This window comes from Autumnicola patrickiae, assembly GCF_031846525.1.
Lineage (GTDB): Bacteria > Bacteroidota > Bacteroidia > Flavobacteriales > Flavobacteriaceae > Autumnicola > Autumnicola patrickiae.
The window spans coordinates 1-21,640 of sequence record NZ_JAVRHM010000008.1; the positions used below are offsets into that span (position 1 = coordinate 1).

Consider the following 21,640-nt stretch of genomic DNA (forward strand, 5'->3'; position numbering starts at 1 on the left):
AGTTGTTCACATAGGAGACAAAGAGGAGCTCAAAAAATGCCAATTATCGACCTGTAGTTCTGCCACGAATCCACGAATATTGAGTATCTCTCTCAAAAGAACTCCCGCAGATTTTCGCAGATGATACCCCTCATTTTAGCTTTTTGACTTTTTAACTCTTTAGCTTCTTTTCAATCACTTTCAGCTTTTTCGCCCAGTGCAAAAATATATCCTACCTTTGCGAAATAAATTAGAAATATGCTTAGAATTGGCGAATATCACGTCCTTACGATAGACAGGGAAACAGAACCGGGATTATTCCTGCGGGATGATGACGGAAATGATGTGTTGCTTCCGAATAAATATATTCCGGAGCAATTTGAACTTGAAGATGAAATCAGGGTATTTGTTTACCTGGATCATGAGGAGCGACCTGTGGCGACTACTTTAAATCCGCTTATAAAACTCGATGAATTTGCCATGTTGAAATGTGTTGAGGTGACAGACTTTGGTGCATTTTTAGATTGGGGACTGGAAAAACATCTTTTTGTACCCTTTAAGGAACAGGTTTATCCTATGACTATAGGAAGCCGATATTTGGTGTTTTGCTACCTCGATCTTGAAACCGACCGTTTAGTGGCGTCCAGCAAGGTGCATGCTTTTCTGGATAATTCAGAATTGACCGTTGAACCTTTTGAAGAGGTAGATCTTATTATTAGTAATAAAACTGATCTGGGTTACAACGTGATTGTAAATGAAATTCACCTTGGGCTGATCTATAAAGATGACATTTTTCAGCAGGTAAATATTGGGGATCGTATGAAGGGGTTTGTGAAGAAGACACGCCCCGATGGCAAAATTGATATTACGCTACAACGTCCCGGTTATCGCAGTATAGAACCTAATGCGCAGCTTATTCTTGATGAATTGGAGCGAAATAATGGCTATTTACCGGTCACCGATAAGTCCGATCCCAAGGAAATACAGCGAATGCTGGAAATGAGCAAGAAAAGTTTTAAAAGAGCGGCCGGAACTTTGTATAAGCAGCGACGTATTGAAATTAAAGATGACGGAATTTATCTTCTGAACGACCAGGACTAGAAGTAAATTCTGCGAAAATTGTTGTAATGCGGATTAGAGGGATTTCCGTATCTCAGGTAATCTGAACGACCAAATGTATTGGAGTAGGGGTAGAAAGGATTTTGAGAAAAATTCTGGTTTCGGGAGAAATCATTTTGTCCGCCACTAATTTCTACTGCTTTTTTCTCCCTTTGTGGTAAACGAAGGTCAATTTCTACTGTTCTTGGCTTTTGATTTTTCTGTTGCGCAAGCACAGCTCTTAAATCCACAGTTTTTTTCTCAAAAGGATCTTTATTTAAATATTCTCCGCTGGGTAAATTGAATTGCTTTTCCTGAACCCAAATAAATCCCACTTCCATTAAAGCAGACTGAATCTCGCGGTTTCCGATTTCGAAATCTTCAGGATCCCAGTATTCCTGAGCATTAGAAGTGTAAATGCTCATAGAAAAAACAAAGAATAACAGGAAACGAATTTTCATTAGTTCTATTTTCAGTAAAATATCAAAAACGATGCTAAACTAAAGATATTGGCTAAAATAGTAATAAAAAGTTTGATAACCTGATGCTCATTTTTGTTATTCTGGTGCTGGGGAGAGGAACTTAAAATTGGTTTAGAGTTTGTTGTCTGTTGTTTGTCTGCTGTTGCCACAAATACACGAATGCTACATCAGCATTATGAAAATCCTGAACTTTTAAAGCCGGTGCTACAAAATGGCAATTATCGACCACAGAAGCACAATTGGTTTAGAAATTATTCGTGAATTAGTGGTTGGTTTTAAAACGAGCTTTCTATATCAGTTCGAACAGTAAATGATTAATGAAAGCGTCTCGACTGCGCTCGACGTGACAACTATCAAGAGGTCAATCGAAGTGAATATTATAAGTCGATGCAGAAAAATGCCAATTATCGACTTTCAGTTTTTGCCACGAACATACGAATTTGAATTTGGAAGGAGCTTCCATAATTCCGAAGTACCAGATTTTAAAGCCGATGACTTAAAATGGCAATTATCGACCACAGAAGCACAATTGGTTTAGAAATTATTCGTGAATTAGTGGCTGGACTGAAACAGAATTATTTCTATCCGTTAAAGAGGTAACTCAAAAATGGCAATTATCGATCTTTAGCTTCAATATTTCAATTTAAAACAGAAAGCTCAACCTCTTCATGGTTTCTTCTTTCTGATGTGGGTTTAAAACTTTATTTTTACTTCAAAATAGACAACGATGGCTAAAACTGAATGGAAAACAGCTAAAGAATACGAAGATATAACCTATAGGAAAAGTGATGGCGTGGCACGGATTGCTTTTAACCGCCCAAATGTGCGTAATGCTTTCCGCCCAAAAACTACCAGCGAGCTTTACGATGCTTTTTATGATGCACAGGAAGATACTTCTATTGGAGTAGTATTGCTTTCTGCTGAAGGGCCTTCAACAAAGGATGGTGTTTATTCCTTTTGTAGCGGTGGCGATCAAAAAGCCCGGGGGCACCAGGGCTATGTGGGAGAAGACGGTATGCACAGGTTAAATATCCTTGAGGTACAGCGTCTTATTCGGTTTATGCCAAAGGCTGTAATTGCTGTTGTTCCCGGCTGGGCAGTAGGTGGCGGGCATAGTCTGCACGTGGTTTGCGACCTTACGCTAGCCAGTAAAGAACATGCGATTTTTAAACAAACCGATGCAGATGTTACCAGTTTTGACGGCGGTTATGGTTCTGCATACCTGGCGAAAATGGTAGGGCAGAAGAAGGCGCGGGAAATCTTTTTCCTCGGAAGAAGTTATTCTGCACAAGAAGCTTTTGAAATGGGAATGGTGAATGCTGTTATTCCGCATGATGAACTGGAAGATACGGCTTATGAATGGGCGCAGGAAATCCTCGCAAAGTCACCAACTTCCATAAAAATGCTGAAATTTGCAATGAACCTTACCGACGACGGAATGGTTGGGCAGCAGGTTTTTGCCGGAGAAGCGACCAGACTTGCTTATATGACAGATGAAGCCAAGGAAGGAAGAAATGCTTTTCTGGAAAAACGGAAACCAAATTTTGAGAAAAAATGGCTTCCGTAGAAGCGGAAAGTTCATTTGAGAACAAGCCTATAGCCATAGATACGTTGCCGCGCTATCAGGAGGTAGGCCTTAACGGTATTTCTAAAAAACTTCTGATTAAAAACCTGATTCAGATTAGTGTCTGGTTTTTGGCTTTCCTGCTTCTTTGTGGCTATATGTTCTTCTATACAGAAGAAAGATTTCTGATCACAATCGTTGCGGCAGCTGGTTTTTTGCTCTTCTCTTTTCTTTATTTTAATGCGTGGAAAATTCAGAAAATTTATGGCTATGCCATTCGGGAAAGAGATATAATTTACAGAAAAGGTTTTTTGATTACCAATACCACTGTGATTTCTTTTAATCGGATACAGCATGTTTCCATCTCAAGAGGTGTACTGGACAAGATGCTGGGAATTTCTACCCTAAGCATTTTTACAGCAGGGGGAAGTGGCAGTGATATTAGTATCCCCGGCCTGGAACCAGAACTGGCACAGACTTTAAAGGAGGCGCTGGTAATTAAGATTTCAGAAGATGGAGACGCAACCATTCAGTAGTCCGCAACGGCAGTCGGTGACTGGTATAATAATTATTTTCGCAGGAACGCTGTATAAAATTTTCCGCATGTTTTGGGCGGTGGTGCTTTATTTTATAATTCAGCAATCCACTCCATTTTCAGTATTATATGCAATAATTCCCACAATCGTAGTGGCTCTGGCTATTGTTCACAGCTATATTAGTTACAGAAACTTCAGATTTCATATAGATTATGAGAAGGATGAATTTGTGCTGACCAAAGGCGTGTTTTCCACAGACTACATTGCAATTCTTTTTGATAAAATTCAGCAGGTAAATTTCGAAAGAGGAATCCTTGAAAGGATAATTGGCGTTTATAGCCTGGTGATAGATACGGCGGGAAGTGATCAAAAAGAAATAAAGATTCATGCAATAGAAAAGGAGAAGGCTGAAGAACTTTCGGTTATTCTCCTGTCAAAAAAGGAAGAGCAGCAAAATAATACTGGTGCGGCAGATTCAGAAGATATTCCCAAAGTTGACAATACGGAATGGACCTATAGATTAAGTATTGGAAGGCTACTAAAAATAGGAATCAGTTCCAATTTTCTTCGTGGTTTTGGATTGATAATTGCCTTTTTAAGTACACTTTATAATGAATTTAGCCGGTTATTTTTTGAAAGAGAAGAGGATTTTTTGGAAGAAGCAGGTAATATTCCGTTGCCACTGGAATCCTTTTTTCTTTTTGTAATTCTGAGCATTCTGGTACTGCTTTTAAGCGTGTTTATCACAGTCGCTGAAGTATTTATTAAATACTATAATTTGAAGTTGGTACAGACTTCAGAACGTTTGCACCTGGAAATGGGCCTTAGAACAAATACCAAAGTTTCTTTGCAGCCACGGCGGGTACAGATTGTAAGTATTATCACCAATCCTTTGCAAAAATGGCTGAATATTTATGAGACGAAAATTACCCTGGCTGGCAGTCGGGAGAAAAATTCCAAGAGTAAAATAAGTATTCCCGGTCTTGAGGAGGAATCTGCGAAAAGAATAAAATCTTTTTTGTACGGTAAACGGGAGGAAGAGCAACGAGCAGTTTTTAAACCCGATATTGTTGATTTTTTCAGGAGGGTTAATTTTGGGCTTATTCCGTTAGTTATTAGTTATATAATTCCTTTTTCTGTTGAGGAGGTGAGTGTTTCAGAATGGCTCGTTTTCGCTGTTATTTATCTTTTTTGTATGATTTTTTACAATTTCAGGATGTATAAATCTTTGAAACTGACTATTACTGAAGATTTTATCATTAAATCCTACGGAGTCTGGAACCTTGTGGAACAAACCGCTGAAATTTATAAGTTACAGTCAGTTAGCATTAAAAGACCAATCTGGTACAGAAGGAGAGGCCTTGTAAATGTCAGTTTTCATACTGCAGGAGGCGATATTAGCTTTAGAGCGGTGGATGAAGAAATCCTGAGTTATATGAATTACACGTTATTCAGGATTGAAACTTCGCGGAAGGCGTGGATGTGAATGTGAGTGAAGAGTTTAAGGAAACAAGAACCAAGAGAAAAGACCGCTGCGCTGTAAGAAGAAAGAGTTTTTAAAAGTTCAAGATCGAAAATTGCCACTTTAATAGCATCTTCTGAAAGTCGTGAGAAGTGAGCAATGTGCAGTGAGCAGAAAAGTCTCTCAGAGACTTTTTCTGTAGAGACTTCTAATACGCTGTTTTAGCTAATTCGTCTATTTTAGTTGCGATTTGTTCCCAGATTTCTTCCTGAAGGAAATGTTTTGAAGGGAGAAGGATCATTTCCTTCAGATCTGCAAACTTTTGAATTTCTTTGCCATATCGCTCGTAGGTTAGCCCCGGATCTTCTTCTCCCCAGATCGCCTGGAGAGGGTAGGGCGTACCCTGAACAGCCTGTAAACAGATATCACGGAATTCAGGAGAGTCTGGAAATTGCCGCATTATTTTTAAAAATGCTTTTCCGTTGTCTTCCCTTTTTAGCAGATCTACGTAAGCTTTTATTTCTTCTGAAGGTATATTATCGGTGTTTGAAACTCCGAGTTGTGAGAACATGATGGGCCAGGTGTCACGGGTCATCATTTTTAATTGTGCTTCACCTAAAATTTTCTTCTCGAAAGGACGCATAGGCAGCGGTTTTTTGAAGTTAACTACATCTACCCAGGTATTTAAAATTGTGAGTGAAAGGACGTTTTCAAGCTGCCTGGCAGCAAGGGCAAATCCAATGGGCCCGCCGATATCGTGCACGACCAGGTGAAATTTCTGTATATCCAAAGCTTTAATCGCTTTGGTAAGAAATTCAGCAAATTTAGAAAAGGTATATTCGAAATTTTCAGGACGGGAGGAGAGTCCGAGTCCGGGAAGATCTATAGAAATTCCCCTGTAGCCTTTATTTGCAAGGGAACGCAGCACTTTTCGGTATAGAAAAGAGGAAGTGGGAACACCATGGATACACAAAACAACTTCACCTTTTCCGTAATCCAGAGCAAAGGTTTTTTGTCCGTCTACTTCAAAGTATTTTCCAGACTGCTCGTGATTATGAATCACATTTTCGATTTTACTGTTTGTGCTTTCAGACATGGTTCGGTTTTAAGAATGAAGCGGACTGGGAAACCCACAGACGTTCCTCTTAAAATTACAACACTTATTAGCGGGATTCAAATACAGAATTATAATTCCGGGTTAATTTTTTATTTTGATCTTCAAAGGGTTTTCCCAAAAAAGGGAATTTCCTGTCCTGAAATTTTATTCCGCAGAAGCAGAATTCAGTTTAAAAGGAGAGGCTTAAAAATGGCAATTATTGACCTACTGAAAACTTCAGCGTAAAGGATTCCCAATATTAGCGCAAGATTTTTCTTCAGAATAAGTATTTAACTGAATAAATATAAAAAGCCACGAAATACATAGAAAACTATATGATTCGTGGCTTGTAATAATTTAGTTCTTTAGTATTTTATCTTAATTTCGGGAACTTCTTCGGGTTTACTTCATGCATAATTCCGTAGACTTTCTCGAAAATATCATCAGAAGATGGCTTTGAAAAATAATCACCATCTGTAGCGTAAGCTGGACGATGTTCTTTGGCTGTAAGTGTTTGCGGTTTGCTGTCCAGGAACCTGTACGCATCCTGTTCTTCGAGAATTTTCTGCATAATATATGCTGAAGCGCCGCCCGGTACATCTTCGTCTATAACCAGTAGTCTGTTTGTCTTTTCTACGCTTTTGACAATATTATGATCCAGATCAAAAGGAAGAAGCGACTGTACATCTATAATTTCTACATCTATACCTGTTTCCTGCAATTCCTGAGCAGTTTGTTCAACTATTCTTAGGGTGGAGCCATAAGAGACAATGGTAAGATCTTTCCCTTTTCTAACGGTTTCTGTTACTCCAATAGGTGTTTTTAATTTTCCGAGATTACTAGGTAATTTCTCTTTGAGACGATAACCGTTCAAACATTCTATTACCAATGCCGGGGTATTTATATCCAGCAAAGTATTGTAAAAACCTGCTGCTTTTGTCATATTGCGGGGAACCAGAATGTACATGCCGCGAAGCAGGTGCACCAAACCTCCCAACTGAGAGCCGCTATGCCAGATTCCTTCCAAACGGTGACCTCTTGTTCTTACTATAAGTGGTGCTCTTTGTTTTCCTTTGGTTCGGTAAACAAGGGTTGAAAGGTCATCACTCATGGTTTGAAGTGCATACATCACATAATCCAAATATTGGATTTCGGCTATTGGCCTTAATCCTCTCAAAGCCATTCCTATACCCTGTCCTAAAATTGTTGCTTCGCGTATTCCAACATCTGCAACGCGTAGTTCTCCATATTTGGCTTGCAGACCTTCCAGCCCCTGGTTTACATCTCCAATTTCTCCGGCATCTTCCCCGAAGATTAAAGTTTCCGGACGGGAACCGAAAATAGCATCAAAATTATCCCGTAGTATGATCCTCGCATCAACCTCGGCTGCGCCTGGTTCATATTCCGGTTCTACGTGTTGAGTTTTAGAATCGTTTTCTTCATAAAGCCAGCTGTTATACTCCTCCTGGCTTTGCAACGCAAATTTATTTGTCCACTCAAGTAATTCCTGCTTTTCAGGGGTATCTTCACCAATAAGAGAGCGGAGTACTCTTCTGGCGGCAGACATGATATCCTTTTTTATGGATTCTTTATTTGCCGCCAGTTTATCTTTAATCTCAGTTATAGTCTTTTTATTCGGGCTGTTTTTCGCAACTTTGGTAAGAAGTTTTACCAGTTCTTTATGATCTTTTCGAACCGGGGCAAGAGCGCTCAACCATGCTTCTCTTTTACCTTCTCTAACCTTGCGTTTTATTTTTTTGTCAATTTGATCTAACTCTTCAGCAGTAGAAAACTGGTTCTCAATAATCCACTCCCGGAATTTTACATTACAATCGTATTCCTTTTCCCAATTAAGGCGATCTTCAGTCTTATACCGTTCATGGGATCCTGAAGTAGAATGACCTTGTGGCTGGGTAAGTTCTGTAACATGAATTAATACAGGGCAGTGTTCTGTTCTTGCAATGTTTGAAGCTTTTTCGAAAGCCTCCACCAGAGCGACATAATCCCATCCTTTTACAACCAGGATCTCGTATCCATGGTTTTCCTGATCCCGTTGAAAACCTTTTAAAATTTCGGAAATACTTTCTTTGGTGGTCTGGTGCCGGGCATGAACAGAAATTCCATATTCATCATCCCATACACTCATTACCAGTGGGACCTGTAAAACGCCTGCGGCATTAATGGTCTCCCAAAAGTGACCTTCACTGGTGCTGGCATTACCAATTGTTCCCCAGGCAACTTCATTCCCATTATCTGAAAATTTTTCTGAAGGAATACCTTCAACATGTCTGTAAATTTTGGATGCCTGGGCAAGGCCAAGTAAACGTGGCATTTGTCCCGCAGTAGGAGAAATATCTGCACTGGAATTTTTTTGCTGAATTAGATTTTTCCAGCTTCCATCTTTATTTAAACTGTGTGTTGTAAAATGCCCTCCCATTTGTCTTCCGGCAGACATGGGCTCGTTTTCTATATCTGTATCTGCATAAAGACCTGCAAAGAATTCCTGAATGGAAAGCTCATTAATAGCCATCATAAAGGTTTGATCACGGTAATACCCAGATCTAAAATCCCCATTTTTAAAAGCTTTGGCCATAGCCAGTTGCGGTAATTCCTTACCATCTCCAAAAATTCCGAATTTAGCTTTCCCTGTTAAAACTTCCCGTCTTCCCAGAATACTACATTCCCGGCTGGTAGCGGCAATTTTATAATCTTCCAGTACCTGAGCCTTAAAGTCTTCAAATGAAATGGAATCCTTTGTTTGTGTTTCGCTATGCATGAACTTATTTTTGGATACTCACAAATATAATGAAAACTATGATTGTATACAATTCATTAATTTCCAATTTTATTGAAAATTATGCATTCAAAGAAGCGTATTGTTGCTATTAGATAAATTAACAGTAAATTATGAGCTTGAAGACTGAGGATTGTTTAATTGCTTTAACTGAAGAAGCCGAAAGTAATCCTATTAATACCATCTTCTTTTAAATAAACCCAGCAGGGTATTGATATCCAGAGAAACTATAAACCGGATTTTTTCATCATAGGAAGGTTGCGCTATCTCCCAGCCAAGGTTGGAATAAACAGGAAAAAATAATTCGAAGTAATCTGCTACCAGGCTTGCTCTTATTCCCGTATCGTAAAGAAATGCCGGTGAGTCATATTGGTTTTTAACCAGCCCAACGTCCCCATAAACATATATCCAGTTCCAGATGTTAGTGCTTGCATTGAAGGTAGTGATCCACTGGTTGGCAAATTCTGGCTCTAACTGTGATTTAAATCCTCCTTCAGCGGGAATTATTTGCTGGCTGTATAATCCGCTGCCCTGGCTTCTTCCATAGTAATTGTAATCAAAAAGATAATCTGTAGGACGATCCAGTGCGAAACTAAAATAGTCATGATCACGAGTATCATTATAAAGGAATGTCCCTGCGAAAAAACGAAGGTCTACCTGGCGGTTATTTTTAAAGAGTTTCCTGTACTCCAGGCTAAGGGAGATTTTACTGAATTTCTCTGCCAGTTGATAATCAAAAGAACCTTTATAAAAATTTACAATATTTGGATTATTATAGGAATAGTTAACATTAAAGACATTGTAATTGGGCTGATTGATAGGATCCACCGGATCGATATCCCGTTTTACATTTATGTTTCGTATCATAAGAAATTGCCTTTCATTACTCCGCAGGTAATTACTGCGATAGGCAAAGGTTAGGAATGGAGTAAATTTCTCGTAAAATAAATTATATCCATAAGAAAAACGTGTACCGCTAAATCCATACTTTACGGCATATAGTTTTGAGTTTTCGTATTGATGCGCATTAGAAATAGAAGCAGATCCCACAATGGTTTCGCTGTTAAATCCATATTTTGGTGAGATTTTAAAATTGAAATTCTTGTTTAAGACAGATGCATTATAAAGTTTTGGCCCTATAGAAATACCGTCATAGAGATTGTAATCAAATTCCGGCATAAAAAAGAGCTGGTTGTACCTTGGATCTTCCACGTCCTCCAGTAAACGAAACTGAATAGGTTTATTGAACAAGGTGGTAACAGCTTTATAATTGTTTCGCTGGTTAATTTCCGGGATTACCTGTTCGTAATTTACAGCGACGCGTTCTGCACCCTCTCTGGGGATGGTTACTTTCTTCAATTTTTCTACTTCTTCGACCCAGGTTTTGGATACTATTTCCCCGTCTTTAATTCCGTAAACGGAAACCGGCATATCATTATTCCGTCTGTTCCTGACAGTGACCACGAGCGAATCGTCCTTCTTTTTTACCTTTTTAATTGAAAAATCAATTTTCTTGTTGGTATTAACGTAATCCTCAAAAAACCACGAAATATCCTTTGCGGCATTCTTCTGAAGAACCCGCTTGAACTCTTCCTTAGAAGTAGGTTGAAGTTTGTTTGCGCGATAGAACTCAGTTATTGATTCTTTTACAGCGTCAGATCCCAGATAATCCTCGATATACCTTAATCCGATCCCTGCTTTATATGAATTAGCTATGTTTTTGTTGAATTTTACCAACGAATCCTGACGGGTGGTAAGTGCCTGATCAAAATTTAAACGGGCAGAATTCATATACATAAATTGGTACTGATCATTAAATTCCAGATCGGCGGCATGGAACCAGCGTATACCAATAATGTCACTCAAATTCCCAATGAGTTTCATTTTAGGATAATAATGATCTACATAGTCCATCATTAGGGAAACTAAAATAGCATCATTCACCCATTGATCTGTTCGTGGATCTAATAAGAGGGTATTTTTTAAATAATTATTGGTGATGGTCTTAAATTGCTTAATATCGTACTGGAATCCATCAGGAAACGGACGGATAAATCCCGGTAACTGATTGAGCCCATAAAGCGGACTGTTATGATAATCTTCCTGGGTTACAAAAATGTGATTGTGAGGATAAGATCCCAATCTTTCTTCCAGAAAAGAGAGAATACGATTAAGTAAAACTTCCTTTATTTCAGTTTGAAGATTGTCATCTGTAAGATTGGTGATTATTTCGTGTGAGTGAGCATAGATATTTTCGAATAAATAAGTTTTAGTTAGATATAGCTTTGTTTCCACCCGGTCCTGCCCTACAAACTCAACTATTTTTCTATCTTCTTTACTGGAAATGTTCAGCATATTAAGTGCAGAAGCAGCATAATAAGCGTTTGGTATATTTAGTAATATTTCAATATCTGCCGGCGGCGTGTAATCCAGATCCAGATTTTGATGGCTGTAAATTTTCCAGCCGTCATTATAAACAGCAGGTGTAATGTACCAGTACCTTAATTTATAATTTCCCTGGCCGTCTTTGCCGTACCGTGTAAATTTATCCTGAGGTACTTTAATCGCGTAATCCAGGTTTATAGTTGTTTTTTCACCCGGGGCAAGAGGTTCGGAAAGAGGTATTCTGATAATATCAACACGTCCTAATAGTCTTTCCCATTGTAGAGGATTATTATTCTCACCGGTCACAGCATTTATTACTGTACCTCCACGTTCCTCTTCTCCCGCAAAATGAAAGCGTCGCACAAACTCTTCTGAAAATCTCTTTCCCAAATAGCTGCTTTTACTGCTAAAAGCATTTATCCAGTCATTTAAATAAATCTCTGTTAAAGGTTCATTGCTCTGATTCTCATATTCAATTACCTGATCAAAAAAGATGGAATCCACCTCTGCGTCCAGTTTAGCTTCAATGGAAATGGAATGTTGTGCAAAACTTACACATGTACAGGCAAGCAGGAAAATCGGGAAGAGGAAGTGCTTCAAAGGAAAATATAATATTTAAATAAGAATATTTGGGCTAATATAGTTAAAGTTTAATGACAACATTTAGTAAATAATAACTAAAAATTAGGACTCAAATTGTACTCATCATAAAATTTATCCAAGGCTTCAATCACCTCATCTTCAGTATCAACAACCTGTACAAGATCAATATCGGCAGCACTTATATTCTGGAAACTATCGCATAAGGTGGTCTGGATCCATTCTACGAGTCCGCTCCAAAAGTCTCTTCCAACAAGAATAATAGGAAACTTGTCAATTTTATGGGTTTGGATAAGGGTTATGGCTTCAAACAGCTCATCTAGTGTTCCAAAGCCACCTGGCATTACCACAAAACCCTGAGAATACTTTACGAACATTACTTTTCTCACGAAAAAGTAATCGAAATCCAGGCTCTTATCATTATCTATATAAGGATTGTCATGCTGCTCAAAGGGAAGATCAATATTTAAACCTACAGAAGTTCCTCCGCCTAGGTGAGCACCTTTATTTCCTGCTTCCATTATTCCAGGTCCACCACCAGTAATCACACCATATCCATGGTCTACGATTCTTTTAGCAATACTTTCGGCCAGTTTGTAATATTTCTGATCGGGTTTGGTTCGTGCCGAACCGAAAATAGAAACGCATGGGCCAATTTGACTTAATTTCTCGTAACCATTAACAAACTCTCCCATTATTTTAAAAATCGCCCAGGAGTCGTTGGTCTTTATCTCATTCCAGGCTTTATTGCCTTGCTTTGCTTTCATATTTAATTTTTATTGTAATTCCTTTTTAAGGAATTTTGCTGTATAACTTGTTTTGTGTTTTGCGACTTCTTCCGGAGTTCCGGTGGCTAATACTTTTCCACCATTTTTACCACCTTCCTGACCTATGTCTATTATATGGTCTGCCATTTTTATTACATCCATATTGTGCTCTATAATCAAGACAGTATTTCCTTTATTGGCCAGCCGGTTGAGTACTTCCATAAGCACACGAATATCTTCAAAATGGAGTCCTGTTGTAGGTTCATCCAAAATATAAAAAGTATTGCCTGTATCCCTTTTCGAAAGCTCTGTGGCTAATTTAATTCGTTGTGCTTCACCTCCAGATAAAGTGGTGCTTTGTTGGCCAAGGGTAATATATCCCAGCCCCACATCCTGAATGGTTTTTAGTTTCCGGTAAATTTTCGGAATTAATTCAAAAAATGGCGTAGCATCATTTATTGTCATTTCCAGGACATCAGCAATAGATTTTCCTTTGTATCTGATTTCGAGGGTTTCCCTGTTAAACCGCTTACCCTGGCAGGTTTCGCATTCCACGTAAACATCTGGCAGAAAATTCATTTCAATCACTCTCAATCCGCCGCCTTTGCAGGTTTCGCACCTTCCACCTTTTACATTGAAGCTGAAACGTCCCGGTTTGTATCCTCTTATTTGTGCTTCTGGTGTTTTAGTGAATAAACTTCTTATTTCCGAAAATACTCCGGTATAAGTCGCAGGATTGGATCTTGGAGTTCTACCTATAGGGGATTGGTTGATATCTATAACTTTATCGATATGCTCCAGCCCTTTTATACTCTTATAGGGTTTAGGAACTTTTACTCCATTAAAGTAGTGGGCATTCATGATTGGGTATAGCGTCTCGTTAATAAGAGTAGATTTTCCACTACCTGAAACCCCTGTTACAGCAATCATTTGACCTAACGGAATACTTATGGAAACATTTTTTAAATTATTTCCGGTTGCTCCTTTTAAAGTGATGGTTTTTCCATTTCCTTTCCTTCGCTTTTCCGGAATTTCAATTTGTTTTGTACCGTTTAGGTAAGAAGCTGTTAGTGTTTTATGCTTTTTTATTTCTGAAGGAGTTCCTTCACTTATAATTTCACCGCCGTGTTTTCCAGCAAAAGGGCCAATATCTATAACATGATCTGCCCTTTCAATCATATCTTTATCGTGCTCTACAACAATTACAGTATTCCCAAGATCCCGAAGGGAAACAAGAGAGTTAATTAATTTTTCATTATCCCGCTGATGCAGCCCAATGCTTGGCTCATCCAGAATATAGAGCACACCCACCAGTTGCGAACCAATTTGTGTAGCCAGTCTAATCCTTTGTGCTTCTCCACCAGAAAGGGATTTGGACCCTCTGTTCAGGGAAAGATAGGTTAAACCAACATCTGTTAAAAAGCTGAGTCTGGTTCTTATCTCCTTAATAACTTCGGTTGCAATTAATTGCTGTTTTTCACTGAGTTTCTCTTCCAGGCCTTCAAACCAATTAGCAAGATCTGTAATATCTTTATGAGCAAGTTTGGCAATGTTTTGGTCGTTAACCTTAAAATAAAGAGACTCTTTTCTCAGCCGGCTGCCATTACAGGTAGGACATTCTATTTTATCCATGTACTCTTTAGCCCACCGTCTTAGGGAAGTAGAGTCATTATTGTTAAAAGTTGTCTCAATAAAAGTTGCAACTCCTTCAAAATCAATTTTAAATTCCCTGGTAATACCTAGCGATTTGGATTCTTTAGAAAATTTTTCCTTACCGCCATAGAGAATCATATCCATTGCTTCCTTCGGAATTTTAGAAACAGGATCAGTAAGTTTGAAGTCAAATCTTTCGGCGATCAGTTCGAGCTGCGAAAAAATCCAGTTTTTTTTCTGAGGACCGTGAGGTACAAGAGCACCATTCTTAATAGACTTTTTTTCATCAGGAATAATTTTGCTAATATTAACCTTATGGAGCGTTCCAATCCCGTTACAATCTGGACATGCACCTTTTGGGGAATTAAAACTGAAAGTATTAGGTTCAGGGTTTGGATAGGAAATTCCAGTAGTGGGGCACATTAGGTTTCTACTAAAATACCGTACCTCATTTGTTTCATGATCCAGAATCATCAACGTATCGTCACCGTGATACATTGCAGTTTTAATACTTTCACTCAGGCGCTTCTGTCCATCTGTTTTATCATCAATCTGGAGTCGGTCAATTACAATTTCAATTTCGTGGGTTTTGTACCTGTCCAGTTTCATTCCCTTTACGATATCCCTCACTTCTCCGTCTACTCTCACCTTAACAAACCCCTGTTTAGAGATTTGCTCAAAGAGTTCGCGGTAATGACCTTTTCTGGACCTAATCACCGGTGCAAGGATATTTACTCTCTTACCGTTAAATTTTTTGATGATAAGATCCTTAATCTGGGTATCGGTATAACTTATCATTTTCTCACCCGTATTGTAACTATACGCATCGGCAGCACGGGCAAAAAGTAATCTCAGGAAATCATAAATTTCTGTAATTGTACCTACCGTACTTCTGGGATTTTTGCTGGTGGTTTTTTGTTCAATAGCAATAACAGGGGAAAGACCTTCAATTTTGTCCACATCGGGTCTTTCGAGTCCACCAAGAAATTGGCGGGCATAAGCAGAAAAAGTTTCTATATATCTCCTTTGTCCTTCAGCATAAATGGTATCAAATGCCAGGGAAGATTTTCCAGAACCAGAAAGTCCTGTTATTACCACTAATTTTTCCCTGGGAATACTAACATCAATATTTTTTAAATTATGGACTCTTGCCCCTAATACCTCAATATTATCTTCGCTTTCCGTCATAAAATTATTCAAGGTGGCAAAGGTACTTAAAGTGTTGCTAATTAAAAAGCAAGCGGTATTTCTGCATTGTTAATTTAGATGTAAAAAAATTTGTTCCAAATTACAAGCCGGTATTAGAAGAAGGTGGAAAAAAACGATTATAGATAAGAAAATTTACTTCTTGTGAAGCTAAAGCCTAAGTCAGTACAATTTAATTAGCCTGATTCAGCTCCTTTATTTTCTCACTGCTGAAGTTGATCAGATCCGCAAAAAATTCGGTAAACTCATCCTGGAATTCGTCATAAAACATTTCCAGCTCCTCCACAGCCAGGTCCATATTGGATTTACCCTTTGTACGATGGTTCATTTGATATAGAATTTTTGTAATACCATCGATACTGGCATAACTTAAAAGCCAATTATCGCGAAACATATACGGCATAAACTTCTGAACAGCTTTTGGGAGATCTGATTTGTTTTCCCGGAGGAGGTCATAAAATTCTTCAGTATATTCTTCCAAAGGTGTTTGGGAGTAATTTTTCCAGTTAACAGCAAGAAAATGATCGTAAAGAATATCTACAATAACACGGCTATAATGACTGTACCTGCTGAACAATCTGGTCACACTTTTTTTGACAACCGGATGGGTGTCGGTATATTGATCTATGGCCCGGTGCAGAACAACACCCTTTTGTATAGGTTCAGGGAATTTCAGGAAGTTTTTTCCTTTAATTGAATCTGCGATAAAATTTCCGATTTTGAGATTATCATCATTTCCGGAAAGGTAAATATGTGCCAAATAATTCATTTTTTGAAGTTACAAATTTTTGGTTGTACTGTTTAAATTTTGTTAAGTTTTGGTAGCTCGGCATTCAGCCTTGTATATTTGGGCAGTAAAAATCATCAATATAAAAAGGAATACCATGAGCTTAATAAAATCGATTTCAGGAATAAGGGGAACAATAGGAGGGAAAACTTCTGAAAATCTAACTCCTATAGATACTGTTAAATTCGCTGCAGCTTATGGAACCTGGCTTAAAAATGAAAGCCAAAAAGATAAACTTAAAGTTGTTATTGGAAGAGATGCACGAATTTCCGGAAGAATGATTCAGGAGTTGACAATGAACACTTTAACGGGTCTGGGGATAGATGTTATTGATGTTGGTCTGTCTACAACCCCAACTGTAGAAATAGCTGTACCCTTGGAAGAAGCCGACGGTGGAATTATTCTTACGGCCAGCCACAATCCAAAGCAGTGGAATGCCCTTAAACTGCTGAATAAAAATGGAGAATTCCTGGATGGGAAGGAAGGAGCTAAAATCCTTGACCTTGCCGAAAATGAATCGTTTGATTTTGCTGAAGTAGACAACCTCGGAACAATTACCAAAAAAGAAAATTATATAGACATCCACATCGAGGAGGTTTTAAAACTGAAACTTGTAGATGTAGAGAAGATTAAAAAAGCAGGATTTAAGGTTGTGGTAGACGGTGTAAATTCTACCGGCGGAATAGCAATTCCAAAACTACTGAAAAAACTGGGCGTGGAAGTAACAGAGCTTTATTGTGAACCTAACGGACATTTCCCTCATAATCCTGAACCGTTAAAAGAACATTTGGGAGATATCTGCGCACTTGTAAAAAAGGAAAAAGCAGATTTTGGTATTGTAGTAGATCCAGATGTGGATAGGTTGGCTTTTATAGATGAGAATGGGGAAATGTTTGGTGAAGAATATACACTGGTAGCCTGTGCAGATTATGTGTTGAGTAAAACAATAGGTAATACGGTAAGCAATTTGTCTTCTTCAAGAGCTTTAAGAGATGTGACTAATAAACATAATGGAGAATACAAAGCAAGTGCTGTTGGAGAAGTAAATGTTGTCCAATTAATGAAGGATTCCAATGCAGTTATTGGTGGAGAAGGAAACGGCGGAATTATTTATCCTGAATCACATTACGGGAGAGATAGTCTTGTGGGAGTAGCCCTGTTTCTTACACATCTTGCAGAAAAACAAATTAGCGTTTCAGCTCTTCGGAAGGAATATCCTTCATACTTTATGAGCAAAAATAAAATTGAACTGACGCCAGATCTGGATGTAGACGGAATTTTGAAATCAGTCGAAAAGCGACATAAAGATGAAGAAATATCTACTGTTGATGGTGTGAAAATAGACTTTCCGGATAATTGGGTCCATCTAAGAAAATCAAATACAGAACCAATAATCAGGATTTATACAGAAGCAAAAAGCCAGAAAGAGGCAGATGAATTAGCGCAGAAGATGATCAAAGAAATTCAGGATATAGTTTCCTGATCAATCAATTATTTGTGCACCTTCAGGAATTGGATTACCACTGTGTTTCCAGCGCTTATGTGTCCAAAGATAAAATTCGGGTTTCTGGCGTATCTGAGTTTCGAGTAAATCAAGATAAGTACGTGTGACTTTATGCGCAGGCTCTTGTGCTGCAGAATCTGTTATATTAATTAGTGTAGCAACATAATGTCCTCTCGAAACTTTTTCTACGTTCAGATAGAGTACAGCCATGTCGAATTCCCTTGCCAGTTTTTCGGCCCCAACAAAAACAGGAGCTTTTATATTCATAAAATCTGCCCAGTATTTGGACTTTATCAATTTTGGGGATTGGTCGGCAACCATAGCGTAAATAGCACGTTTGTTTTCACTTTCATGCTTGGTAATAGTCATAGTCGCTTTTGTAGTCGAGATAAGTTTGCCCTTAAACCTTCCACGAATATCCCTTACTAATTTATCAAAATGAGGATTTTTAATTTTTTTGTATATGCCGTAGGCGGTTATTTTGAGTCCATACAACTGTAGCGCAATCATCCACTCATAACTGGCATAATGTCCGCACATCATCATTATACTCTTATCATTATCCTGAAGACGTAGCACTTCTTCAGGATTTGTGAATTTAAAGCGTTTCCTCAGTTCTTTTTCAGAAATAGTAAGGGTTTTAATCATCTCCAGGAACATGTCGCACATGTGGGAATAAAACTTTTTCCTTATTCTTAAGCGTTCTTCTTCAGACTTTTCGGGAAAAACCAATTTCAGGTTTTCTTCAACTACTTTTTTACGGTAACCTATAATATGATAAACCAGGAAAAATACTGCGTCTGATACTGCGTAAAACAACCTGAACGGAAGAATGGAAATAATCCACAACAGGGGATAAACCAACCAAAAAACGAGGGCCTGCATAAAAAAAGTTTCAGCAAATATATGGTATATTTGGCACTAAACTTAAGCAGATATGGGAGATTTGAGTCTGGTGACTATCATAATAATTGCAGCAAATGTAATAATTTCATTTAAGGGATTTAATGATGATGCCTTCTTTGAAAAATATAAATTTAATGTTGGGGATATTAAGAGCGGTGCAAAATATCAAATAATAACATCGGGCTTTTTGCATGTAAATACCACCCACCTTTTTGTGAATATGCTTACCCTTTATTTCTTTGCAAATGTGGTTATTTACGGATTGGGAAGTACGGGATTTGTGCTTGTTTACATCGCCAGTTTAATCCTGGGAAATTTACTTTCTTACTTTTTTCATAAAAATGAATTAAATTATAGAGCAGTTGGCGCCAGTGGTGCAGTAATGGGGATTTTATATTCGGCAATTTTATTACGGCCAGATATGATGCTTGGTCTGTTTTTTGTAATTCCTATTCCTGCTTATGTATTTGGAATTGGTTATTTACTTTACACGATCTGGGGCATGAAAAAGCAGATTGGAAATATAGGGCATGATGCCCATTTTGGTGGTGCAGCGGGAGGATATCTTCTCACACTGGTATTGGCTCCGTGGGTTTTTGAAAGTCATTTACTAATGGTGGTGCTTTTAGCAATTCCACTGGTAATTTTATTTGTATTGCAGAAAATGGGAAAAATTTGATGTTTAACTAAGTGTAACAATTAATATGAATATGATAAAGAAAATTTTTATCCTGATGGCAATTTTAATCGCTGTAGGAGCAGGGGCGCAGGAAAACCAATCCAACCTTGTAAACGTTACGGGTGAAGGTACGGTGAATGTCGTACCGGACCAAGTAGTTATTAAGGCTCGCATTGAGCATGAGGGGGAGAGCGCAACCGCCGTCAAGAAACAAAATGACGAAGCAGTAAATAATGTAATTAAATTTTTAAAAAAAGCAGGTGTTCAGGAGAAAAATATAAATACAGATTATATAAGACTGAATAAATCATACAATTACAATGAGAAGACGTATTCTTTTTCAGCAAACCAGGCGATTTCCATTACGTTGGAAGATATTAAAGATTACGAAATGATCATGTCGGGATTACTGGAGGAAGGGCTTAATAGAATTGATGGCGTGGAATTTAAATCTTCGGAAGCTAAAAAATATGAAACTGAAGCCCGTAAAAAAGCAGTTTTGGATGCTAAGAGAAAGGCAGAAGAACTAGTAGCTCCCTTAGATCAGGAAATTGGAAAGGCAGTCGCTATAACTGAAGGGACAATTAACAGTCCGCAACCAATGTACAGGATGGCGATGATGGAGGATAGCAGTAAAAGTAGTCCCGAATCCATAGCTCCGGGTGAAATGGAAATCACCGTAAATGTAAATGTCGGTTTTCTTCTGAAGTAATTCAGCCAAGTCAGCATTTTAGAGAGCATGCCTTAAAATGGCAATTTTCGTGCTCCTGGAAATACTAAGTCAAAGAAAATGTCTTTCGGGATTTTTCCTGAAAGACATTTTTGGGTTCATGCTTTTTTTCTGAATTTATATGTTCAGCAACAGGTCGATAATTGGTGAATTTTGGACTAAACTTTTGAAACAACTTCAAGAAAGCTTTAAAACTTCCAATTTTAATTTAATAGTTCACGCACTCTTTCCTCCAATTCATCTCCGCGCAAATCGCGATCTACAATTACACCATTTTCATCAAGAATAAACGTTGCCGGTATAGCTTCAATATTATAAAGTCTTGCTACAGGATCCTGCCAAAATTCTAAATGGGAAACCTGTTGCCACTCCAGCCCGTCTTCCTCAATGGCTTGTAACCATTTATCCTTTTGACCAGGACGATCCAGAGAAACCCCGATGATATTTAGACCCTCCTCGTGGTATTTATCATAAATTTTTACCACATTGGGGTTTTCCACACGACAAGGCTTGCACCAGGCGGCCCAAAAGTCGATAATTGTCACTTTTCCCATAGCGTCTGAAAGGGAAAGTTCAGTCCCATCTGGTGTTGGGGCAGTAAATTCGGGAGCTTTACTTCCTATAGCCACAGTACCTTGTTTTTCCAAAGTTTCCTTCAGACTTTTACCAAGGGTAGTTTCTTTTAAATCTTCAGAAAGATTGCTGTACATTTCCTGAATCTCTTTTACCGGATGAACTTTCATACTAAGCATGTCCATAAGGATCATGAGCGACACGTAAGAATCCTGATTTTCTTCAAGGATTTTCTTTTTGGCGACAGCGTCATTATCTTTTATTTCCTGTTCTGTTGCCTGTAAAGTCTCAAACCTGGAAGAATCCTGCTCGTTGTACGCCTGTTGCATTTCTGCACGACCGGCAGTTATCTTACGATTAACTTCCTTTAAATGGGTCATGTACTGGTTTAAAGCACGGTTTTCTTTACCCCCGGTTATCTTGGAACTCCTCAGGCTGTCTTTGTAAGCTTCAATATTTATTTTCTCGTTTTCAGAAATATAAATAATATTACCACCTATTCCCTGGAAGGAAATAAAGCTCATATTTGGCTGTTCATTATCCTCAAGATCAATTTCAAATTTGCCATTTTGAACCTGCGTTGTGTCTATTACTGCAGGTCTTTCAGTTTCCTCGCTAATTTCAGAAATATATACATCGGTGCCATCTTCAACACCTTTAATGCTTCCGCTAAGGTAGTAGCCTTTTTCATCTTCTTCTTGACAGGAAGCCGCCAAAAGGGCAAAAGCAAATAAGATTATTAAATTCCGCATAAAAAATAGAGTTTGTTTTACTGCAAAAATAAGCAACTGTAGTGGCAAAATTTAGCATTTCCAGTAAAATCTTGTTAATATTTGTTA

The 21,640-nt window shown here is 38.2% G+C and carries 17 protein-coding genes; 8 read left to right on the forward strand and 9 right to left on the reverse strand.

The window, feature by feature from the left end; all coding sequences use genetic code 11:
- Nucleotides 1–237: 237 nt before the first annotated feature.
- A complete protein-coding gene (locus RM549_RS08225; RefSeq protein WP_311683628.1) occupies nt 238–1,080 on the forward strand; it encodes a CvfB family protein in 843 nt (280 codons plus the stop codon).
- Here the strand turns inward: RM549_RS08225 and RM549_RS08230 are convergent.
- A complete protein-coding gene (locus RM549_RS08230) occupies nt 1,077–1,538 on the reverse strand; it encodes a hypothetical protein (protein WP_311683630.1) in 462 nt (153 codons plus the stop codon). The genes RM549_RS08225 and RM549_RS08230 overlap by 4 nt on opposite strands.
- Nucleotides 1,539–1,956: 418 nt before the next feature.
- Between RM549_RS08230 and RM549_RS08235 the strand changes: the two genes are divergently transcribed.
- The 4 genes from RM549_RS08235 (at nt 1,957) to RM549_RS08250 (ending at nt 5,145) form a co-directional block, all read left to right on the forward strand.
- Entirely contained in the window at nt 1,957–2,097 is a 141-nt protein-coding gene (locus RM549_RS08235; protein WP_311683632.1) for a hypothetical protein, read from the forward strand.
- A gap of 189 nt (nt 2,098–2,286) precedes the next feature.
- Entirely contained in the window at nt 2,287–3,126 is an 840-nt protein-coding gene (locus RM549_RS08240; protein WP_311683634.1) for a 1,4-dihydroxy-2-naphthoyl-CoA synthase, read from the forward strand.
- Nucleotides 3,114–3,659: a PH domain-containing protein gene (locus RM549_RS08245; protein WP_311683636.1), complete on the forward strand. Its 546-nt coding sequence runs from the start codon at nt 3,114–3,116 to the stop codon at nt 3,657–3,659. Before RM549_RS08240 ends, RM549_RS08245 begins: the two co-directional genes overlap by 13 nt.
- Nucleotides 3,637–5,145 carry a PH domain-containing protein gene (locus RM549_RS08250; protein WP_311683638.1) on the forward strand — a complete coding sequence of 503 codons (1,509 nt, stop codon included), beginning with the start codon at nt 3,637–3,639 and terminating at the stop codon, nt 5,143–5,145. The genes RM549_RS08245 and RM549_RS08250 overlap by 23 nt, the downstream gene beginning before the upstream one ends.
- Before the next feature lie 184 nt (nt 5,146–5,329).
- Here the strand turns inward: RM549_RS08250 and RM549_RS08255 are convergent, their stop codons facing one another.
- The 6 genes from RM549_RS08255 to RM549_RS08280 form a co-directional block, all read right to left on the reverse strand.
- Complete coding sequence (locus RM549_RS08255; RefSeq protein ID WP_311683640.1) at nt 5,330–6,217, reverse strand: alpha/beta fold hydrolase; 888 nt, start codon at nt 6,215–6,217, stop codon at nt 5,330–5,332.
- 373 nt (nt 6,218–6,590) lie between these two features.
- Nucleotides 6,591–8,993, reverse strand: coding sequence for an alpha-ketoacid dehydrogenase subunit alpha/beta (locus RM549_RS08260; RefSeq protein ID WP_311683642.1), 2,403 nt, complete (start codon nt 8,991–8,993; stop codon nt 6,591–6,593).
- Between the two features lie 192 nt (nt 8,994–9,185).
- On the reverse strand, nt 9,186–11,996 hold the full coding sequence (locus RM549_RS08265; RefSeq protein WP_311683644.1) for a gluzincin family metallopeptidase: 2,811 nt from the start codon (nt 11,994–11,996) through the stop codon (nt 9,186–9,188).
- 77 nt (nt 11,997–12,073) lie between these two features.
- Entirely contained in the window at nt 12,074–12,763 is a 690-nt protein-coding gene (locus RM549_RS08270) for an LOG family protein (protein ID WP_311683646.1), read from the reverse strand.
- Between the two features lie 9 nt (nt 12,764–12,772).
- The gene (gene uvrA / locus RM549_RS08275; RefSeq protein ID WP_311683648.1) at nt 12,773–15,604 is read right to left on the reverse strand and encodes an excinuclease ABC subunit UvrA; all 2,832 of its coding nucleotides are present in this window, start codon (nt 15,602–15,604) and stop codon (nt 12,773–12,775) included.
- A gap of 190 nt (nt 15,605–15,794) precedes the next feature.
- Nucleotides 15,795–16,391, reverse strand: a complete 597-nt coding sequence (locus RM549_RS08280) for an acyl carrier protein phosphodiesterase (protein WP_311683650.1) — start codon at nt 16,389–16,391, stop codon at nt 15,795–15,797.
- Between the two features lie 115 nt (nt 16,392–16,506).
- Here RM549_RS08280 and glmM point away from each other — a divergent pair, with 115 nt between their 5' ends.
- The gene (glmM, locus tag RM549_RS08285; RefSeq protein WP_311683652.1) at nt 16,507–17,892 is read left to right on the forward strand and encodes a phosphoglucosamine mutase; all 1,386 of its coding nucleotides are present in this window, start codon (nt 16,507–16,509) and stop codon (nt 17,890–17,892) included.
- Here the strand turns inward: glmM and RM549_RS08290 are convergent, their stop codons facing one another.
- Nucleotides 17,893–18,798, reverse strand: coding sequence for a lysophospholipid acyltransferase family protein (locus RM549_RS08290; protein WP_311683654.1), 906 nt, complete (start codon nt 18,796–18,798; stop codon nt 17,893–17,895).
- Nucleotides 18,799–18,850: 52 nt separating this feature from the next.
- On the opposite strand from RM549_RS08290, the gene RM549_RS08295 reads away from it, so the two are divergent.
- Both RM549_RS08295 and RM549_RS08300 read left to right on the forward strand, forming a co-directional pair.
- On the forward strand, nt 18,851–19,498 hold the full coding sequence (locus RM549_RS08295) for a rhomboid family intramembrane serine protease (RefSeq protein WP_311683656.1): 648 nt from the start codon (nt 18,851–18,853) through the stop codon (nt 19,496–19,498).
- A 31-nt stretch (nt 19,499–19,529) separates the two neighbouring features.
- Nucleotides 19,530–20,210 carry an SIMPL domain-containing protein gene (locus tag RM549_RS08300; protein ID WP_311683658.1) on the forward strand — a complete coding sequence of 227 codons (681 nt, stop codon included), beginning with the start codon at nt 19,530–19,532 and terminating at the stop codon, nt 20,208–20,210.
- Between the two features lie 221 nt (nt 20,211–20,431).
- Here RM549_RS08300 and RM549_RS08305 read toward each other — a convergent pair whose 3' ends face one another.
- Nucleotides 20,432–21,553, reverse strand: coding sequence for a TlpA disulfide reductase family protein (locus RM549_RS08305; protein WP_311683661.1), 1,122 nt, complete (start codon nt 21,551–21,553; stop codon nt 20,432–20,434).
- Nucleotides 21,554–21,640: the final 87 nt, after the last annotated feature.